The sequence below is a fragment of the Ensifer sp. genome (assembly GCF_031989085.1).
Lineage (GTDB): Bacteria > Pseudomonadota > Alphaproteobacteria > Rhizobiales > Rhizobiaceae > Ensifer.
The window spans coordinates 843,248-862,232 of the sequence record NZ_DALZXU010000002.1; the positions used below are offsets into that span (position 1 = coordinate 843,248).

Here is an 18,985-nt window from a genome sequence, read left to right on the forward strand (position 1 = left end):
CCGTGCCGGCGAACCGGATCAATTCAGCGGCAGACGGCGCTGCTGCCAGGACGCCTTCGGAACGATCCCGCCGATGGCGTAGCTGAACGACACGACCTCGACCGTATCAAGGTTGACCTTGCACTTGAAGTTGACGTCGTGCCAGTCGCCCTTGCTGCGGTAGGCGCCGCCGCTCGCATCGATCTGGTCCTTGCCAATAAAGCCGCCGGATGGGCCGAAAGGCACCAGCATATCGGGAAAATCCTCCGGTCGCTGGTTGCGGATCTGCTCCAGCGCCTCGATGCTGCAGAGCTGCAGGATGCGCTTCTTCACCGGCAGTTGGCCCATCGCCTGCTTGACGCGCGGGTCGGCGATCGATTTTGCCGAGAACAGCTCCTTCGCCTCAACGAAGCGGTCTGCCGGCAGCTTGGCCTTCGCCTCGGCCTTGCCTTCGGTCGCATCGGCCTTTTTCCTGTCATCGACTGGTTTGCGCGCCGGCACCGGATCGGTCTTCGGCACCGATTTTTCGGCTTGCGTCTCAGCACTCGCCTTGTTTTCGGCGGTGCGCTTGTCGCCATTGGCGGCACTTGAAAGAACGGCGAGTTGCTCAGGCGTTGGCTTTTCGGCCTCGGGCCGCGCCCGCGCCTTCGCCTCTTCCTTCGCAGCCTTCTCCGCAGCCGCCGCAGCCGCGGCGGCGGCCTTCTCGGCCTCGTCTGTCACGTCTTTTTTTTCAGCCTTGGCGGTCGGCGGAAGGTCGGCGGCCTTGGCCTTCTGCTCCGTCTTGGCTGCGGCCGATTCGAAGGCCTGCGGCTGCTGTCGGGCAGGTGCCGGCTGCGGCTTCGGCTGCTCTTTCTTCGGCTGCTCCTTCTTGGGTTGCTCTTTCTTTGGCTGTGCCTGCTCTTTTGTCTTTTCCTGCTGCTTTGGCTGCGGCGGCGGTACGATTTCGACGTTGACGCTCTCTTCACCCGGAGGCTTGGGCGTTTCCTCCGGCAAGCGAAACAGCAAGAGAACGATCACAAGCAGATGCAGCCCCACCGAGACCGGCGCACCCCATCGGATCTTCTCCCACCATTTTTCGGAAAACAGCTGCATCGGTTACGAGATAATGGACCACGGGGATGGACGCTAGAGCGCTTCATTTCTAAACGGAAGCGATTCTGTTGGCTCCAAACGGCCGTTCCACACGAAGGATGGCGCAGGGCTATCCGCTCCAGCACTCAAGCCATCCGACACAGGGGCGGCCGAAATTCCTTCCGGCAAAATGCATCCGTTTAAAAAAGAAGCGCTCTTGGTGTCGCCAGACTCTGGCGAAATTATTGCATGGCCGGGCTCGGCAAATGAAAACAGCAAATAGCCTGACGGCGCGCGCGAGAGGTCCAGGTGGAGATTGGACAGTTGCTCTTCATTTTCCTGGTCGGCGTGCCGGTCATGGCGCTCGCGATGATCTGCTCTGTCTGGCTCATCTGCGTCGTCAGGCGGCCGATCCTCGGGGTCATTGGATTGGCAATCGTCGGTTGGACGTATTTTTGCGCGGAGGGCCTGGCTCTGTTGCTCTTCGTTCCCGGCATCCTGGCCTGTATTGCTGCGTCGAGAGGACCGGGCAAGACCTTCGCCGCGAGAATGCGAAGACCAATGCCGTCTGCGTCGCACCGGGACTAACTGGTTTCGTCCGATCTGGCGTCCGTTTCGCATCTGCGCTGCCATTGCCGCCATTTTCCACTCAGATCAGAAATTTCTTCTCGCAACGGCGCGGATTCAGCACGTTCATCCCTATTCTATAATTTCTATAGATTTAAAACTTAACTTAGTTGCGGCCCTGGGTTTGAGGGGCGGCGCGACGAACGAACATCATGGCCAGGAGCCTCTTCATGCAGCGCAATTCCACTCGAAGCCGATTTTTCACAAAAGCATTTGCAGTAACGGCAGCCCTCACCGCCGCACTGGTCGCGTCGTCGGCGCTTGCCGGCGAAACCCTCGACAAGATCAAGGCGCGTGGCCTCATCAAGGTCGGCGTCGGCACGACGCCCGGCTTCTTCACGCCGGATAGCAGCGGCCGCTGGCAGGGCTTCTTCGTCGATTTCGGCCGCGCGCTCGCCGTCACCGTCTTCAACGATGCCGAGAAGGTCGAGTTCACCAACTCATCGCCGCAGCAGCGGCTTCCCGCATTGCAGTCGGGCGAATTCGACATCCTGCTCTCGGGCGTGACCCAGACGGTCACCAGAGCGTTCAAGCTCGGCTTCCACTTCGGCCCCGTGGTCTTCTACGATGGCCAGGGCCTGCTGGTGCGCAAGGACCTCGGCGTCGCCAAGGGCGAGGAGCTCGACGGCGCGACGATCGGCGTACAGAGCGGGACAACGGGCGAGCTCAACATCGCCGACTTCTTCCGCAAGACCGGCAAGACCTTCACGCCCGTCACCATCGAGGAGACCGGCGAATTCCTGAAGGCACTCGATTCGGGCCGCGTCGATGCGCTCACCCAGGACGCCACGGACCTTGCCGCCAAGCGCACGCAGCTTTCCAAGCCCGACGACTACGTGCTTCTGCCCGAGCGCCTGTCGAAGGAGCCGCTGGCACCGGCCATCCGCGCCGGCGACGACAAGTGGCTCGAAATCGTCAACTGGACCGTCTACGCCACGATCCAGGCCGAAGAATTCGGCATTACCCAGAAGAACGTCGACAGCTTCCTCACCAGCGAAGACCCGGGCATCAAGCGCTTCCTCGGCGTCGATCCGTCGCTTGGCGAGGCCATCGGGCTCGATCCGAAGTTTGCCTACAACATCGTCAAGGCGGTCGGAAACTACGGCGAGATCTTCGATCGCAACGTCGGAAAGGGCACGCCACTGAACTTCGACCGCGGCTACAACCAGCCCTGGACCGCCGGCGGCCTTCTCTATTCGCCGCCGTTCCGTTGAGCCGTTGCCGGTATCTCAGATGACGCCAATCAACCAACCGGGCCCCGTCGGGCCCGGATTTCCCTCGCGCCTGCGCACCTGGCTCGGTCCCTTTCCGTTTCAACAGATCCTGCTGTTTGCGGGTGTGCTTGCGATCTTTGCGATTTTCGGCGCAAACACCGCCGACAGCATGCAGCGCATGGGTCTCACGCCCGGGTTCGACTTTCTCTTTCATCAGGCAAATTTCGAAATCGGCGAGAGCGTGCTGGCCTACTCCGCCGGCGACACCTATGCCCGCGCGCTTGCGGCCGGCCTTGCCAACACCGTCAAGATCGCCGTCGTTGGCTGCGTGCTGGCCACGATCCTCGGCGTTGCCCTCGGCATAGCCCGGCTGTCCGGCAACCTGCTATTGGCGACCTTCGTGCATGGCTATGTCGAATTGCTGCGCAACACGCCGCTGTTGTTGCAGCTCTTTCTCTGGAGCGCGATCATCCACGCGCTGCCGCCGCCACGGGGCGCCTACGCTTTCCTTGACAGCGTCTATCTCAGCAATCGCGGCGTCTACGTCCCGTCCGTTTCGCTGCACGGCCTCTCATGGGCGATCTGGCTACCGGCGATCCTGCTCACCGCCTATGCGTCGCTATCGCTCGCTCGGCGCCTTCTGACGGGTGCTGCGTTCTACATGCCGAAAGCAGCCGTGAGCGTGCTCGGCTCGCTGGTCATCTGCACTTTCGCGCTTACGTCTTTCGGCCTTGCTGCCACCATCGATCTTCCGGCCAAGGGCGGCTTCAACATCAAGGGCGGGCTGTCGCTGACACCGGAGTTCTTCGCACTTTTGATCGGTCTCGTCGTAAATGCATCCGCCTCGATTTCGGAGATCGTGCGCAGTGGCATCCAGTCGGTAAAACCCGGCCAATGGGAGGCCGCGCGCGCCCTCGGCATGAGCCGGGCGCAGATCCTGCGCCTGATCGTCCTGCCGCAGGCGTTGCGTATCATCACGCCACTGATGATCTCGAGCTTCCTTGACCTCACCAAGAATTCCAGTCTCGCCGTCGCCATCGGCTACCCCGATATCGTCAGTGTCGCCAACACCACCGCCAACACCACCGGCCAGGCGCTCGAAGCGATCTGCATCATCGCTGCGGTCTACCTGACCTTGAGCCTCTCGGTCTCAGCCTTGATGAATATTTACAACCGTCGCGTCGTGCTTCGCGGGGAGGCGCGGCGATGAGCCATATCGAACTACCGCCCCCAACCGCACCCGACTGGCACCGCTGGCGAAGCGGCCTCTTCGGTGGCTGGGGCAACAGCCTCGTCACGCTTGCCGCCATCGGCGTTTTTGTGTGGCTCCTGCAGCCCCTGCTCCGCTGGGCCGTTTTCGACGCCGTATGGACGGGAACGGCAACGGATTGTGCCGTCGACGGCGCGGGCGCGTGCTGGGCCTTCATCGGTGCCAAGCTGCGCTTCATCCTCTTCGCGTTCTATCCGCCCGACCTGCAATGGCGTCCCGCCCTTGTCGTCGCGGTGGTGCTTGCCATGCTGGTCCTGTCGGCGCTGCCCCGCTTCTGGAGCTTGCGACTGGTGCCGTTGTGGATCGCAGCGCTGATCTTGAGCTGGCTGCTGATGGCCGGAACGCTGACGCCGCCTGCGGTATCGACCAACAATTGGGGTGGGTTGCCCATCACTCTGGTGGTCTCGATCGTCGGTCTTGCCCTTGCGTTTCCGATCGCACTGCTGCTGGCGCTTGCCCGACAATCGCAGATGGGCATCGTCAGGACGCTCGCGATCGCCTTCATCGAGACTCTACGCGGCGTGCCGATGATCGCCGTGCTTTATGTGGCGATGTTGATCGTTCCCCTCGCCTTGCCGAGCGGCGCTGCCATCGACAAGCTGCTGCGGGCACAGATCGGCGTCACGCTGTTCTTTTCGGCCTATCTCGCCGAAGTCATTCGCGCAGGGCTGCAGGTCGTGCCGCTGGGGCAGCGCGAAGCAGCCCTTTCTCTCGGCCTTGGCTATGTCCAGACGATCCGCCTCGTCGTCCTTCCCCAGGCGCTTCGGGCCGTCATCCCGGCCATCGTCAACCTGTCGATCGGCATCGTGCTGAACACGTCGCTGCTGGCGGTGATCGGCATCTACGACCTTTTGAACGCGGCGCGGACGTCGGCGACGGATCCGACCTGGCTCGGCTTCTACACGGAAGCCTATGTCTTTGCTGCCCTCACCTATTTCACCATCTGCTTTACCGGCTCGCGCTACAGCATCTGGCTCGAGAAGCGGCTCGATGCCGCCGCCCGCCATTGAGGCGAACGTTGACTTCGCCTTGCGCGAGACGCCTTGGCGCGCCAAAAGTGGCGGCAACGGAATCGGATGCCGGGCGGGCGCATGAAACGAAGCGAAATTGCGATCATCGGCGGCGGGCCGAGCGGGCTGATGGCGGCGGAGATCCTGTCCCTGCAGGGTCATTCGGTGACGGTCTATGACAGCATGCCGACCGTTGCGCGCAAGTTCCTGCTCGCCGGCAAGTCCGGGCTCAACATCACCCATTCCGAAGATTTCCAACGTTTTGCCGACCGTTTCGGCGCCGCGTCGAAGCCGTTGCGAACGGCACTCGAGGCGTTCACGCCCGCCGACGTGCGCGCCTGGGCGGACAATCTCGGCACGGAAACCTTCGTCGGCTCGTCCGGACGCGTCTTTCCAAAGGCGATGAAAGCCTCGCCGCTGCTGCGCGCCTGGATCAAACGACTGGAAGCGCAAGGGGTGCGGATCCTGACGCGGCACCGATGGCTGGGGTTTGACGGCCAGGTCCTAGCGTTCGAGACCCCGGATGGACGCAAAAGCTTCCATAGCGACGCCACGCTGCTCGCACTTGGCGGCGCCAGCTATCCGCGGCTCGGGTCCGATGCGGGCTGGCTCGCGGCTCTCAAGGGCAAGGACGTCGATATCGCCGATTTCCGCCCGGCAAACTGCGGTTTCGACGTCGCCTGGAGCGAGCAGTTCCGGGAGCGTTTTGCCGGCGAGGCGCTGAAGTCCGTGACGGCAAAGTCGGCCGCTGGAACGATTCCCGGTGAGTTCGTCATCTCACGGCACGGCATCGAGGGCAGCCTCGTCTATGCGCATGCGGCGGCGTTGCGCGACCGCCTGGCAACGCAGGGAGCTGCGGTACTGACGATCGATCTCGCGCCCGGGAGGTCCAGCGAACGATTGGCCAAGGACCTCGCGCGCCAGGACGGCAAGGCGAGTTTTTCCAATCGGCTGCGCAAGGGTGCTGGACTGGAAGGCGTGAAGTCGGCGCTGTTGCGCGAGATCGCCCCCGATGCGGCACGCGCCGAGCCGCGGGCCCTTGCCGACCTCGTCAAGGCCTTGCCGATATCGGTTCTTCGCCCCCGCCCGATCACCGAGGCTATTTCTTCGGCCGGCGGCATACGCTGGAGCGCTGTCGATGAGAGCTACATGCTGAAGGCGCTTCCGGGTGTTTTCGTCGCCGGCGAGATGATCGATTGGGAAGCGCCGACCGGCGGTTACCTGCTGACAGCCTGTTTCGCCACCGGCCGCGCCGCCGCGCGCGGTATGGACGCCTGGCTGCAACAATCGCAAAACGGCGGCTAGGGGCGCAAGACAAACGCGAGACGCCGGCAACTGCGGTTGCCGGCGTCTCGCGTTTCAGCCTTTTGCATGACCCGACGTCAACTGTCGTTGAGCACCAGACCCTTGGTCAGCTCCAGCGCCTGCCGTTCGAACAGGCCGCGGTAGATGCCGCCGTCGAGGCGGATCAGCGCCTCATGCGTGCCCTCTTCCGCAATCCGGCCATGGCTGAACACCAGCAGCCGGTCGAGCGCGCGCACGGTCGACAGCCGGTGAGCGATCACCAGCGTCGTGCGCCCGAGCATCAACCGCTCCATCGCTTCCTGGATCAGCACCTCCGATTCCGAATCGAGGCTCGATGTAGCCTCGTCAAGGATCAGGATCGGCGCATCCGCGAGAAACGCCCGGGCAATCGCGATGCGCTGGCGCTCGCCGCCCGACAGCTTGACGCCACGTTCGCCCACCAGCGTGCCATAACCTTTCGGCAGGCCGGTGATGAAATCGTGGGCGCTGGCAAGCTTTGCCGCCTTCTCGATCTCCGCCTGCGTCGCCGTCGGCCTGGCATAGGCGATGTTTTCCGCAAGCGAACGGTGGAACAGGATCGGTTCCTGCTGCACGATCGCGATCTGCTGGCGCAACGTCGCCTGGGCAACCCCGGAAATATCCTGACCGTCGATCCGGATCTGCCCCGACTTCAGGTCATGCAGGCGCTGGATCAGCTTGACGAAGGTCGTCTTGCCCGAACCGGAATGACCGACAAGCCCGACGCGTTGCCCCGCCGGGATCGTGACCGAAAACCGATCGTAGAGCGGCTTGCGATGGGCGCCATAGTGGAACGTCACATCGTTGAACTCGATGCGGCCGTCGGTGATGCGGATCGGCTTTGCATCGGCCTTGTCTTCGATACCGAGCGGCTGGGCGTGGATATCGACCAGCTCCTCCATGTCGTTGACGGACCGCTGCAGGTTGCGGATGTGCATGCCCACTTCACGCAGGTACCCCTGCAGGATGAAGAAGGAGGTCAGCACGAAGGTGATATCGCCAGCCGTTGCCTGTCCCTTGGACCAGAGAAACAGCGCAAAGCCGATGACGGCGGCCCTGAGAACCAGCAGCAGCGCCCCTTGAGTGGTGCCGTTTACCGTGCCGCGCACCCAGGTGCGGCTCGTGCGGTCCCGCCACTTGGCGATCACCTTGACGAGGCGCGCATCCTCGCGCGCTTCTGCCCCGAAACCCTTGACGACATTGTTGCAGCTGACTGCGTCGGCGAGCGAGCCGCCGAGCTTGGTGTCCCAGCTGTTGGCAAGACGCGCCATCGGCGCGACATAGCCGAGCGACAGAACGACCGTCGCCGCAATGAAGATGAGCGAGCCCACACCGATGATCACACCCATCATCGGCCAGTACCAGGCCATCAGCGCCGTCGAGCCGACCAGCATGATGACGGAGGGAAACAGCGCGATCAGCAACGTGTCGTTCAAAAGGTCGAGCGCCCACATGCCGCGTGTCACCTTGCGGACCGTCGAGCCGGCAAAGCTGTTGGCATGCCAGTCGGACGAGAACCGCTGAATGCGGAAGAAGGCCGCCGACGCGATATCGGACATCATCTTCAGCGTCAGGTCGACGACACCCATGAAGGTGAAGTGGCGGAAGATGATGGCGCCAAGCGACAGCGCCGTCATCGTCCAGAACGCGGCAAGGGCCGCATCCCAGGCCACCTGATCGGAAGCAGCACCGGTGACGACCGCGTCGACCAGTCGGCCTGAGTAAAGCGGCGTCAAGACGTCGGCGATCGTCGACAGCATGACGGCGCCGAGGATGAAGGACAGGCGAAGCGGCTGGCGCTTCCAATGGACCCAGGTGAAACCGAGAACGCTGCGGAACGCACCGCCGCGCAATGCAAAACGAGTAAAAGCCATAATGATTGCCCAATGCCCGGAGCATTGGCCTCAAAATTGTAGTCGATGAAACATGCCGAAAATGGGAACTTTTTTCCGATCGGCATCCATGGATTGGTCGCTTCCGCGTGAAGGGAAGACCAAAGCCAGCGAAACAGGCACTGACTTGAAACAGCTAAAGAGCGAGGCTCTCCAGCGTCGTTGTCAGAACTGCACGCTGCCCCGTAGGGAGAAAGAATAAGCTGGCATCTGAAACCTCCCTGATCTGTTGCCGGAAGTCGGGTTATAGGCGAATCGCCCGCAACCGCCAAGCGAGGAAATCTAGCCGTACCGCCAAACCGCAACCGGTGCGGCCCGATTGCAACAGTGTATGGCGACCAGACGGGGTTTACGGCGACACGCACTTGGTAGACAAGTAGGCCGTCGGCCGATGGCGGGATCAACCCGGCGGGACGCCGACAAAGAGGGAGGGACCGCGCCCGTTTTGTTGGGAACGAGCTGGCGCCGGCCGTGGTGACGTGAAGTGCTGAAGTTCCGTTTCGTCATTCTTGCGGCGTTGCAGCTGCTGGCTTTCGCCGGCTTCGCGATGCTCGTCACCGGCGCGCAAGCGGCCGAAAAGCAGGAACTGGTGATCGTCACCTCCTACCCGCCATCGTTCTTCGAGCCGTTCCGGCGGACATTCGAGACCGCCAACCCCGATATTCGCCTGGCGATAGTCCAGCGCAACACAGCCAGTGCGACGCGCTTCGTGATCGAGAAGGCCGATGTGCCGGCCGACATCTTCTGGGCCTCGGCCGCAGACGCATTCGAACTCCTGAAGCGCAGCGGCGAATTGCGGCCGATCGCGCCGCGCCACACGGGCGCTGCCGAAAAGGTGTTCGGCTACCCCGTCAACGATCCGCAGGGCTATTATCTGGGCTTTGCGCTCTCCGGATATGGTTTCGTCTACAACCAGTCCTACCTCGCGCAGAACAAGCTGCCCGTGCCGCAGGGCTGGCAGGACCTTCTGCACCCTGTCTATTCCGGCCAGATCGGCATCACCACGCCGTCGCGGTCGGGCACCACCCATCTGATCGTCGAGGCGCTGCTGCAGACCTATGGCTGGGAAAAGGGCTGGGCAATGCTGTCGCAGCTCGGCGGCAACCTGTCGACCGTCACCGCGCGCAGTTTCGGTGTCGCCTCAGGCGTCGCCCAGAGGCGCTTCGGCATCGGCATCACCATCGACTTCCTCGCCAATGCGCCCGAATTCGCCGACGCGGGCAACGTCTTCATCCTGCCGCCCGACACGGTGTTCGTGCCGGCGAGCATCGCGATCCTGTCGCGGGCGCGCAATGTTCCCGCCGCCGAACGCTTCGTCGATTTCGTCCTGTCCGAAGAAGGACAGAAGGTGCTGTTGCTCCCGGCCGTCTCCCGCATCCCGGTCAACCCGGATCTCAACAAGGGACTGCTGCCCGAGGAGAGCGGCGACGGGCTGCTGAAATACAGCGGCTTCGATGCGGCGCTGTCGGCGCGCCGTTATGGTCTCGTCAATCTGATCTTCGACGATTATATCGTGCGCCGCCGGGCGACGCTTGCCCGGCTCTGGAAGAGGGTGACGGATCTGGAAGCGATCGAGATCGAGGACGCGCAGCAGCGCAGCATGCTGGCAAGAGCCCGGCGCCTGCTCGCCACCCCGCCGCTTTCGGCAAGCGAAGTGGAAAACGCCGACGATGCGCTGAAGGCCGAGTGGCCGCGCAGCATTGCCCGCTCGCCCAAGCACACCGCGCTGACGCAGAGGCTGCGCGCCACGATCGAGCGCAATCTGGCAACGGCGGAAATGCTCCTGTCCCCGGTCGCACGACCAGCAGCAGAGCTGACGCCATGGCGGCAATGATGCAGCAGTCGACGGCGGCTGCACCCAGTGCGCGTCCCTGGCGCTTCGGCATCGGCGCGCGCCTTGTCCTCGCCTTCGTCGCGATCGTCGGGCTCGCCGTCGGCGCCTGCCTTGTCGGCTGGCTGTCCTACGAGCGGTTGTCGGGAGAGCTGTCCCGCATTGCCGAAGACCAGATGCCGCAGCTCGCCTTCGCCTCGCGGTTGTCGAAGGCGGGCGCCGACATCGGCTCGGTCACGACGGTGCTCGCCGGCGCCGAAACCCGTGCCGAGTACAACGAGATCCGCAGCAGCTACGCAGCGCGCCTCACCACCTTGCGCGCCCTGCTCAAGGAAAACGACACGAAATCGGATGCGACCGAGCTCCTGCCGCTTGCCGAAGCGATCGGCGAGAACCTCGACAAGATCGACCTTGCGGCCGGCAAACGCTTCACGCTCAGGGAGGCCATGCGTTCCGACATCGACGAGCTGCGCTGGGTCCAGGCGGACCTGCTCGAGGAAGCCGACCCGCTCGTCGACGATATCCGCTTCAACATCGAGGCGGAAACCCGCAACGGAGACGGGGCGGCAGCGCTCGCCGAGCAGCAGAAGAGCGAGGCGTTGCTGACGGCCGTATCGCAGGCAAATCTCGCTACCGGTCTGATCGGCCGGCTCGTCAACGCCACCACGCAGGAGGAGATCCAGGAAACCAACGCGTTTCTCGGCGACAGTGCCGACGAACTGGCAAGCCGGATCGCCAGCCTGGAAAACTGGCCCGACAGCATTACGGTCCGACAGCTCGCAAACCGCATTCTCGACCAGTCCGCGGTCGCGACAGGCATTCCCAATCGCAAACGCTCGGAGATGATCGAGGCGGAGAAACTCTCGGAGCTTGCCAGCCAGAACGGGCGGCTTGTGGACGATCTTGCGCGCCGGATCGAAACCGAGGTCGTGGCGATCGAGGCCAGCGCCGCAGCGGCAGCCAAACGCGCCGCCGCCGCAATCGAAACCGGGCGCAGCCTGCTGGTCGCCATCGCCATCCTCTCGGTGCTTTTGGCAAGCGCGATCGGCTTCTTCTATGTCTACCGCAACCTGCTCGCCCGCATCCGGCTTCTTTCGGCCGCTGCCGGCGCGATCAGCAGCGGGCGTCCGGCAACGTCGATCCCGGCAGCCGAGGCGGACGAACTCGGCGATCTCGCCCACGCGCTGGTGCTCTTCCGCCAGACACGCGACGAACTGATCCAGTCGGCAAAACTCGCCGCCCTCGGCCAGATGGCGGCCGGCATCGGTCATGAGCTCAACCAGCCGCTGGCCGCCCTCCGGGCGCATATCCACAGCGCGACGACGCTGATCGGTCGCGGCAAGGGGGACCAGGCGGTCGGCAATCTCGACAAGATGAAGGGGCTGACCGGGCGCATGGCCGACCAGATCAGCCATATAAGACGCTTCGCCCGCCGTCCGGACGCGCAGCTGCGGCCCGTCGACTTGACGGCTGCCGTGCGCGATGCGCTGAGCCTGCTGGAACATCGCTTCGACGAGGAAGCGGTCGAATTGCAACTGAGCCTGCCCGGCAATGCCCCCGTGATGGTCATGGCCGAACCCGTGCGGCTCGAACAGGTGGCGGTCAATCTTCTCGGCAATGCGCTCGACGCGATCAGGGACAGGCCCGAGCGGCGCGTCAGCGCGACTATCGAACAGAACGGCGCCGAAGCCCGGTTGATCATCGGCGACACCGGCGAGGGCATCGCCGCCCACGACGTTGGCGCGGTCTTCGACCCGTTCTTCACCACCAAGCCGGTCGGCTCCGGCCTCGGGCTCGGCCTTTCCATTTCCTACAACATCATCAAGGACTTCGGCGGCGAGATCACGATCCTTGAAACCGGTGCGCACGGAACGCAGTTCCTCGTATCCCTGAAAGGCCCGCAATGACGGTGGACCCGGATATCATCCTGATCGACGACGATGCCAGCGTGCTTGAAGCCTGCTGCCAGGTGCTTGAACTCGAAGACTTCAGCGTGGCGCCGCATGGTTCGGTGACATCGGCGCTGACAGGCTTGCGCGCCGACAGCCGCGCCGTCATCGTCTCCGACGTGCGCATGCCGGACCATGACGGCTTCGATCTGGTTGCCGCCGTGCGCAAGATCGATCAGGATATTCCGATCATCCTGATGTCGGGCCATGGCGACGTGCCGATGGCGCTTCGCGCGATGCGCGACGGCGCCTGGGACTTTCTGGAAAAGCCCGCCGATCCGGTTCATCTCATCGAAACCGTTCGCCGCGCCCGCGACCATCGCCGCCTGCTGCTCGAAAACCGGCGGCTGCGGCTGTCGGTCGACGACGATGGCTGGGAAACGCGGCTGATCGGGCATTCCGCCCCCATTGTTGCGCTGCGCGAAAAGCTGAAGCGCATTGCGGCAGCGGCGACCGATGCCCTCATCATCGGCGAGACCGGCACCGGCAAGGAAGTGACGGCGCGCGCGCTCCACGACTTCAGCGGCCGCAAGGGGCGGTTCGTCGCGGTCAATTGCGGCGCCATTCCCGAAACGATGCTTGAATCCGAACTCTTCGGGCATGAGGCCGGCGCCTTTACCGGCGCGCGCGAAAAACGCATCGGCAAGATTGAATACGCCGATGGCGGTACGCTGTTCCTGGACGAGATCGAATCGATGCCGCTCGCCGCGCAGGTGCGGCTGCTGCGCGTGCTGCAGGAGCGCGTCATCGAAAGGCTCGGCTCCAATGTCGAGCTGCCGGTCGACATGCGCGTCGTGGCGGCAACCAAGGCGGATCTGCATGCGGCAGCCCGGAAGGGCGACTTTCGCGAAGACCTGGCCTACCGTCTCGACATCGCCCGCGTGGAGCTGCCGCCGCTTTCCCAACGCAAGGGCGACGTCGGCCTCCTGTTCCAGCACTTCCTCGGGCTCGCCGCCAAAAGGCAGGGCCGCACGCCGCCGCGGGTGAGCGCCGAACTGCTGGCCGAACTCGATGGCAGGCCATGGCCGGGCAACGTGCGCGAGTTGCGCAACGTCGCCGAGCGCTTCGTGCTCGGGCTGGAGGATCGCGACGATGGCGACCGGCCAACGGCGAGCGGCGAGACGCTGGAGGTGCAGATGGATCGGCTGGAGCGCGCCATCCTGCTGGATAGTCTCGCCCGAAACGACGGCCGCATCGGCGCGACCGCGGATGCGCTCGGTATCTCCCGCAAGACGCTCTACCTCAAGATGCGCAAGTTCGACATCGCCGCCCAGACCGATGGCGACGCCGGCTAGAGCATTTCCAGGAAAAGTGCGGAGCGGTCTTCCGGGAAATGCATAAAGACAGGGACATAGAGCGTTTCTGTGTTTCCGCCCAAAACGGAAATGCTCTGATGTTACCGGTTTGACCCCGCCCCTTGGGGCAGATGTTACCGTTTTTACCCATTCCGCCGAAAAGATCGCTGGTATCCGGGGATTCTCAAACTGGCACGGCGCTTGCTCCCATTGGGTCGGACACCAGACAAGCGGTGTCCCTATTGGGAGGAGATACCTATATGTTGAAGACCATTGCTGCGGCGATGCTGATGTCGGCCGCCTTCGTTGTGACGGTTCACGCCCAGGACGGCGGAAAAGTCACGATCGTCACGTCGTTTTCCAAGGACGTGACCGATCCGTTCAAGGCCGGTTTCGAGGCCGCAAATCCCGGCTTTACCCTTGATGTCCAGAACAAGAGCACCAGCTCGGGCGTCAAGTACATCGACGAGACCAAGGTGAACAACCAGGTCGATCTGTTCTGGGCATCGGCGCCCGACGCGTTCGACAGCCTGAAGAGCCGCGAACTTCTGGCCAAGTTCACGCCTTCGGTCACCGGCCTGCCCGAAAAGGTCGGCTCCTACCCCGTCAACGACAAGGACGGCTACTACTTCGGCTTTGCCGCGTCCGGTTACGGCATCATGTCGAACGACCGTTATCTTGAGGCCAACGACCTGCCGAAGCCGGTCGAGTGGAGCGACCTGACCAAGCCGGAATACCACGACCACATCGCGATCGCAGCTCCCTCGCGTTCGGGCACGACCCATCTGACGATCGAGACGATCCTGCAGGGCGAAGGCTGGGACAAGGGCTGGGCGACGCTGAAGGGCATCGGCGGCAACCTGCAGCAAGTGACCGAGCGCTCCTTCGGCGTTCCTGACGCCGTCAACTCCGGCCAGACCGGCATCGGCATCGTCATCGACTTCTTTGCCTTCTCGGCGCAGGCAAGCGGCTTCCCCGTTTCCTTTGCCTATCCGTCGGTCACAACAGTCGTTCCGGCCAACATCGGCATCGTCGCCAATGCCCCGAACCAGGCGGGCGCTGAAGCCTTCGTCAACTACCTGCTTTCGGAAAAGGGCCAGGCCGTCCTGCTCGAGCCGGCGATCCGTCGCCTGCCGATCAACCCTGCCCTCTACGAAAAGGCGCCTGAAGGCTTCCCGAACCCCTTCAAGGACCCGCGCTTCCAGTCGATGATCACGTTTGACAGCGACGTTTCGAAGAAGCGCACCGATGTCGTCGATACGCTCTACGATCAGCTGATCTCGTTCCAGCTCGACAACATCAAGGGCGCGACCAAGGCGATCCACGAAGCGGAAAAGGCCGTTGCCGCCAACGAGCAGGCAGCCGCCCGCGCACTGTTGACGGAAGCCCACGCGCTGATCGCCGCGATGCCGATCACGGCGGAAGAAGCGGCCAGCCAGCAGGTCCGCGACGCCTTTACCGGCGGCGAGGAAAAGACCGCCCGCCAGGCCGAGCTCGAGCAGAAGTGGGCTGCCTTTGCGAGCGAGAAGTACGCCGCTGCCAAGGCCAAGGCCGAAGAGGCGCTCGCCCTCGTCGACTAACACCGGCTCAAGGGGCCGCCTGCTATCCGCGGGCGGCCATTCCCGAAAACATTTGCCTTCGCCAAGCCTGACGCGCCTGCCTGGCGGCTCTTGCGGACCGAACCGGTCCGGGAGCCATCGTGCAGCAGCGAGCGTTGTTGCGCCCTCGCGATCCTGAAGCGCGGGGCGAGCAAGGCGCATCAGGCTTGTCGATCACAATCCGGAGTCCGCCCATGGCGCTCGTTCAATCCATTCCCATAAGACGCGTCTCGGCCAAGCCCGGACAGATCTTCGCAATCGCGCTGATCGCGCTTTTCCTTGCAATCTTCCTGATCATCCCGGCCGGAACGGTCATCTACACCGCCTTCACCGAGAAGGGCACCGGTGCGCTGACGATCGTGAACTTCGTCGATTTCTTCAACACGGACCTGTTCCGGCGCTCGTTCTTCAATTCCGTCTACGTCTCCGGCATGTCGGTCGTCTGGGCGAGCGCCATCGCGCTCCCGCTGGCGGTCCTGACCACCCGCTTCGATTTCCGGGGCTCGCTGATCATCCAGACGCTCGGTTTCGTGCCGCTGATCATGCCGCCCTTCGTCGGAGCGGTCGCCATGCAGCTGCTCTTCGGCCGCAACGGCACCGTCAACCTGATCCTCAACGACTGGTTCGGCATCCGCATTCCCTTCATGGAAGGGCTGAACGGCGTGATCTTCGTGCAGTCGCTGCACTATTTCCCCTTCATCCTCATCAACCTGTCGACCAGCCTGCGCAACATCGACCGCTCGATGGAGGAAGCCGCCCAGAACCTCGGCTCGTCGGGCGTCCGGCTGTTTCGCCGCATCGTCTTCCCGCTGGCCATGCCCGGCTACCTCGCCGGCGCCTCACTGGTCTTCGTCAAGGTTTTCGACGACCTGGCGACACCGCTGCTTCTCAACGTCAAGGACATGCTGGCGCCGCAGGCTTACCTGCGCGTTACCTCGGTCGGCCTCACCGACCCCATGGGCTACGTCATCTCGGTCATCCTGATCGCGGTCTCGATCTTCGCCATGTGGCTGTCAGCCGTCGCCATGCGCGGCAAGGATTATTCGACGACGCAGCGCGGTGGCGGCGGCCTTTCCCGCCGCAAGCTCAGCCGCGGCGAAAGCGTCATTGCCTATGGCGTCGTCGGCCTGATCCTGCTGCTCGTGCTGTCGCCGCATATCGGCCTTTTGCTGCTGTCGCTTGCGACCGTCTGGTCGTTCAGCCCGCTTCCCGATGCCTATACGGTCGCCCATTACGGCCGCGTCTTCGGCGAGAGTTCGCTCTACATCAAGAACACGCTGATCTATGCCAGCCTTGCCGGCCTGATCGACGTGGTCATCGGCGGCGCGATTGCCTATCTCGTGCTGCGCACCAAGGTCGTCGGCCGCCGCTGGCTCGACTGGGCAGCAACGGCAGCACTCGCCATCCCCGGCGTCGTGCTCGGCATCGGCTATCTCAGGACGTTCTACGGCATCACGCTGCCCGACGGTACGCCGCTTGCAACCCTCTGGGTGATGGTGGTGCTTGCGCTTGCCATCCGCCGCCTGCCCTATGCGCTCAGGGCCTGCTACGCTGCCCTGCAGCAGGTGTCGGAATCGCTGGAAGAGGCGGCCGAGAACCTCGGCGCCACCAAGCAGCGGACGATCCGGCGCATCGTCCTGCCGCTGATGACGGGCGGCCTGCTCGCCGGCTTCGTCACCAGCTTCTCGACGGCGGCCGTCGAGTTGTCGGCAACCCTGATGCTGATCCAGAGCAACTCGGACGCACCGATCGCCTACGGGCTCTACGTCTTCATGCAATCGCCGGCGGGTCGTGGCCCGGGCGCTGCCCTCGGCGTCATCGCCGTGATCATGGTCGCGCTCTGCACCCTGCTCTCGCACTACGTCATCGAGCGCCGCCAGAAGGCGCTCGGCGTGACGAAATAGAATTTCGGGAGGAACAATCATGACTGTCAACATCAACAGCACGGCACTCGCTGCCAGCCCCGCCAAGGCGATCAGCATCAGCGACGTCAATCTCTACTACGGCGCACTTCACGTGCTGAAGGACATCAACCTCGAGATACAGCCGGGCGAATTCTTCGCCTTTCTCGGGCCGTCCGGCTGCGGCAAGACCACGCTTCTCCGGCTGATCGCCGGCTTCAATGAAGCCCGGCAGGGCAAGGTCGTGATCGGCGGGCAGGACGTGCTCGACATGCCGCCATGGAAGCGGGACATCGGCATGGTGTTCCAGTCCTATGCGCTCTGGCCACACATGACGGTTGCCGCCAATGTCGCCTTCGGCCTGGAGGAACGTCGCCTGCCCCGTGCGGAGGTCGAGCGCCGGGTCCAGGCCGCCCTCGAGCTGGTCGGATTGAAACATCTCGCCGACCGTCGCCCGTCGCAGCTGTCCGGCGGACAGCAGCAGCGCGTGGCCTTGGCGCGCACCATCGCCATCGAACCGAAGGTGCTTCTGCTGGACGAACCGCTTTCCAACCTCGACGCCAAGATGCGCGTCGAGGTCCGCCGCGAGCTGCGCGACCTGCAGCAGCGGCTGAAGCTGACGACGATCTTCGTCACCCACGACCAGGAAGAGGCCAATACCGTCTGCGATCGCATCGCCGTTTTCAACGAAGGGCGCATCCAGCAGGTCGGCACACCGATGGGGCTCTACGAAAAGCCCGCCAACCTGTTCGTCGCCAACTTCCTCGGCACGGCCAATATCCTCGACGGCACCGTTTCAGGTTCCGGCGCGCAACGCAGCTTCGAGGTGAAGGGCGCAGGCTCCATCCCGATCCCGGAGGGCGCGTCAGTGCCTGCGGGCGCAAAGCTGGTCTTCCGGCCGCAATATGCGACGTTGGGCACGCTGGAGCCGGGCGCCGTCGCCCTTACCGGCACGATCGCCCATCGCGAGTTCCTCGGCGCCACCGTGCGTTATGGGGTGCAGGTCGGCACTGCGACCGTGCTGATCGATGCGCCGTTCCACTCGGGCGAAACCCTGCTTGAAACAGGTGCCACGACGACGCTCGGCCTCAAGCCGTCTTCGGCGCTCTGGCTTTCCGAATAATCGAGCAGTCACCCGCCGGCCATTTCCGGCGGGTGATCCACCTTCGTCAATTCCGGCCCGAGGCCGCAGTATTTCGAGCATGCCATGACATCCCCCCTGCCAAACATCATCCTCATCCGCCACGGCGAAACCCAGTGGAACGTCGCTGGCCGGCTGCAAGGCCGAAAGGACACGCCGCTGACCGCAAACGGCGTGCGCCAGGCGCTCGCAGTCGGCCTCAGGCTGGCGGAAAGAATTGCCACCGAGACGAAGCTCGCGTTCTGGGTCAGCCCGCTCGGGCGCGCACGCCAGACGGCCTCGATTCTCGCAGACACCTGGTCAGTCCCCTTCGAGGAGTTTACCCACGACGAAGCGCTGGTGGAGCGGTCCTACGGCTCCTGGGAGGGCCGCGCCCACGACGAGATCGAGCGGGATCTGCCGGATGAATACGAGTCTCAGAACGCCGAGCCCTGGGACTACGCCATGCCCGGCGGCGAAAGCCGCACGATGCTCGACGCCCGGCTGATCGCCTGGCTCGCGACGCTCGATCGCGACAAGACCCATGTGGTCGTCACCCATAGCGGCTGCGTGCGCGCCCTGCGTGGTATCTATACCAAGGCATCCCGCGCGGAGATCCTTGCCTACCGCGAACCGCAGACGGCGTCCTTCCTGCTGTCATCAGGCAATGAGACCATGATCGGCATTCCGCTCACCATCCTGCGCGCGCTCGGCTGCGAAGGCGAGGGTCGGACTGTCTGGATCTGAACGGCACGGGCAATACGAGCAAATCTCGCCGCGATGGCGGGGGTTGTTGTAGCCCGTGTCCGCCCTTATCCGGCAGCGGCAGTCACGAGGATCTCCCTCTTTCCTGTGCCTGTCACAGGAATCTAGACGGCTCAAGTCCTTGGGCCGAAAGGCTTTTT

Annotated in this window: 14 protein-coding genes; 11 read left to right on the forward strand and 3 right to left on the reverse strand. The window is 63.8% G+C overall.

Annotated elements, in window-relative coordinates; translation table 11 throughout:
• Window positions 1–18: 18 nt before the first annotated feature.
• Both RTP54_RS16685 and RTP54_RS16690 read right to left on the reverse strand, forming a co-directional pair.
• Window positions 19–1,071 (reverse strand): DUF930 domain-containing protein, encoded by a 1,053-nt coding sequence (locus tag RTP54_RS16685; RefSeq protein ID WP_312364253.1) that lies wholly within the window; start codon window positions 1,069–1,071, stop codon window positions 19–21.
• Window positions 1,072–1,104: 33 nt separating this feature from the next.
• Entirely contained in the window at window positions 1,105–1,683 is a 579-nt protein-coding gene (locus RTP54_RS16690) for a hypothetical protein (protein WP_312364255.1), read from the reverse strand.
• Between the two features lie 164 nt (window positions 1,684–1,847).
• On the opposite strand from RTP54_RS16690, the gene RTP54_RS16695 reads away from it, so the two are divergent.
• The 4 genes from RTP54_RS16695 to RTP54_RS16710 all read left to right on the forward strand — a co-directional run bounded on the left by RTP54_RS16695 (window position 1,848) and on the right by RTP54_RS16710 (window position 6,476).
• On the forward strand, window positions 1,848–2,891 hold the full coding sequence (locus tag RTP54_RS16695) for an amino acid ABC transporter substrate-binding protein (RefSeq protein WP_112817710.1): 1,044 nt from the start codon (window positions 1,848–1,850) through the stop codon (window positions 2,889–2,891).
• Between the two features lie 19 nt (window positions 2,892–2,910).
• Complete coding sequence (locus RTP54_RS16700) at window positions 2,911–4,101, forward strand: ABC transporter permease subunit (RefSeq protein ID WP_312364258.1); 1,191 nt, start codon at window positions 2,911–2,913, stop codon at window positions 4,099–4,101.
• Entirely contained in the window at window positions 4,098–5,171 is a 1,074-nt protein-coding gene (locus tag RTP54_RS16705) for an amino acid ABC transporter permease (RefSeq protein WP_312364260.1), read from the forward strand. Before RTP54_RS16700 ends, RTP54_RS16705 begins: the two co-directional genes overlap by 4 nt.
• 81 nt (window positions 5,172–5,252) lie before the next feature.
• A complete protein-coding gene (locus tag RTP54_RS16710; protein ID WP_312364262.1) occupies window positions 5,253–6,476 on the forward strand; it encodes a TIGR03862 family flavoprotein in 1,224 nt (407 codons plus the stop codon).
• 77 nt (window positions 6,477–6,553) lie between these two features.
• Here RTP54_RS16710 and RTP54_RS16715 read toward each other — a convergent pair whose 3' ends face one another.
• The gene (locus RTP54_RS16715) at window positions 6,554–8,368 is read right to left on the reverse strand and encodes an ABC transporter ATP-binding protein (RefSeq protein ID WP_112807827.1); all 1,815 of its coding nucleotides are present in this window, start codon (window positions 8,366–8,368) and stop codon (window positions 6,554–6,556) included.
• A 502-nt stretch (window positions 8,369–8,870) separates the two neighbouring features.
• Between RTP54_RS16715 and RTP54_RS16720 the strand changes: the two genes are divergently transcribed.
• From RTP54_RS16720 to RTP54_RS16750, 7 genes are all read left to right on the forward strand, one after another.
• Window positions 8,871–10,220, forward strand: coding sequence for an extracellular solute-binding protein (locus tag RTP54_RS16720; RefSeq protein ID WP_312364265.1), 1,350 nt, complete (start codon window positions 8,871–8,873; stop codon window positions 10,218–10,220).
• Window positions 10,208–12,124, forward strand: a complete 1,917-nt coding sequence (locus tag RTP54_RS16725) for an ATP-binding protein (protein ID WP_312364267.1) — start codon at window positions 10,208–10,210, stop codon at window positions 12,122–12,124. The genes RTP54_RS16720 and RTP54_RS16725 overlap by 13 nt, the downstream gene beginning before the upstream one ends.
• On the forward strand, window positions 12,121–13,461 hold the full coding sequence (locus RTP54_RS16730) for a sigma-54 dependent transcriptional regulator (protein WP_312364269.1): 1,341 nt from the start codon (window positions 12,121–12,123) through the stop codon (window positions 13,459–13,461). The genes RTP54_RS16725 and RTP54_RS16730 overlap by 4 nt, the downstream gene beginning before the upstream one ends.
• Before the next feature lie 260 nt (window positions 13,462–13,721).
• Window positions 13,722–15,041 carry an extracellular solute-binding protein gene (locus RTP54_RS16735; protein ID WP_112817716.1) on the forward strand — a complete coding sequence of 440 codons (1,320 nt, stop codon included), beginning with the start codon at window positions 13,722–13,724 and terminating at the stop codon, window positions 15,039–15,041.
• A gap of 212 nt (window positions 15,042–15,253) precedes the next feature.
• Window positions 15,254–16,963, forward strand: coding sequence for an ABC transporter permease (locus RTP54_RS16740; protein ID WP_112807817.1), 1,710 nt, complete (start codon window positions 15,254–15,256; stop codon window positions 16,961–16,963).
• 19 nt (window positions 16,964–16,982) lie between these two features.
• A complete protein-coding gene (locus RTP54_RS16745) occupies window positions 16,983–18,083 on the forward strand; it encodes an ABC transporter ATP-binding protein (protein ID WP_112807815.1) in 1,101 nt (366 codons plus the stop codon).
• 84 nt (window positions 18,084–18,167) lie between these two features.
• Entirely contained in the window at window positions 18,168–18,827 is a 660-nt protein-coding gene (locus RTP54_RS16750) for a histidine phosphatase family protein (protein WP_312364272.1), read from the forward strand.
• The last annotated feature ends 158 nt before the right edge of the window (window positions 18,828–18,985 follow it).

Coding starts and splice junctions, on each gene's coding strand:
- RTP54_RS16715 (WP_112807827.1), bottom strand. CDS start 8,368: ATGGCTTTTACTCGTTTTGCATTGCGCGGCGGTGCGTTCCGCAGCGTT.
- RTP54_RS16735 (WP_112817716.1), top strand. CDS start 13,722: ATGTTGAAGACCATTGCTGCGGCGATGCTGATGTCGGCCGCCTTCGTT.
- RTP54_RS16685 (WP_312364253.1), bottom strand. CDS start 1,071: ATGCAGCTGTTTTCCGAAAAATGGTGGGAGAAGATCCGATGGGGTGCG.
- RTP54_RS16710 (WP_312364262.1), top strand. CDS start 5,253: ATGAAACGAAGCGAAATTGCGATCATCGGCGGCGGGCCGAGCGGGCTG.
- RTP54_RS16740 (WP_112807817.1), top strand. CDS start 15,254: ATGGCGCTCGTTCAATCCATTCCCATAAGACGCGTCTCGGCCAAGCCC.
- RTP54_RS16700 (WP_312364258.1), top strand. CDS start 2,911: ATGACGCCAATCAACCAACCGGGCCCCGTCGGGCCCGGATTTCCCTCG.
- RTP54_RS16695 (WP_112817710.1), top strand. CDS start 1,848: ATGCAGCGCAATTCCACTCGAAGCCGATTTTTCACAAAAGCATTTGCA.
- RTP54_RS16690 (WP_312364255.1), bottom strand. CDS start 1,683: ATGGCAGCGCAGATGCGAAACGGACGCCAGATCGGACGAAACCAGTTA.
- RTP54_RS16725 (WP_312364267.1), top strand. CDS start 10,208: ATGGCGGCAATGATGCAGCAGTCGACGGCGGCTGCACCCAGTGCGCGT.
- RTP54_RS16730 (WP_312364269.1), top strand. CDS start 12,121: ATGACGGTGGACCCGGATATCATCCTGATCGACGACGATGCCAGCGTG.
- RTP54_RS16745 (WP_112807815.1), top strand. CDS start 16,983: ATGACTGTCAACATCAACAGCACGGCACTCGCTGCCAGCCCCGCCAAG.
- RTP54_RS16750 (WP_312364272.1), top strand. CDS start 18,168: ATGACATCCCCCCTGCCAAACATCATCCTCATCCGCCACGGCGAAACC.
- RTP54_RS16705 (WP_312364260.1), top strand. CDS start 4,098: ATGAGCCATATCGAACTACCGCCCCCAACCGCACCCGACTGGCACCGC.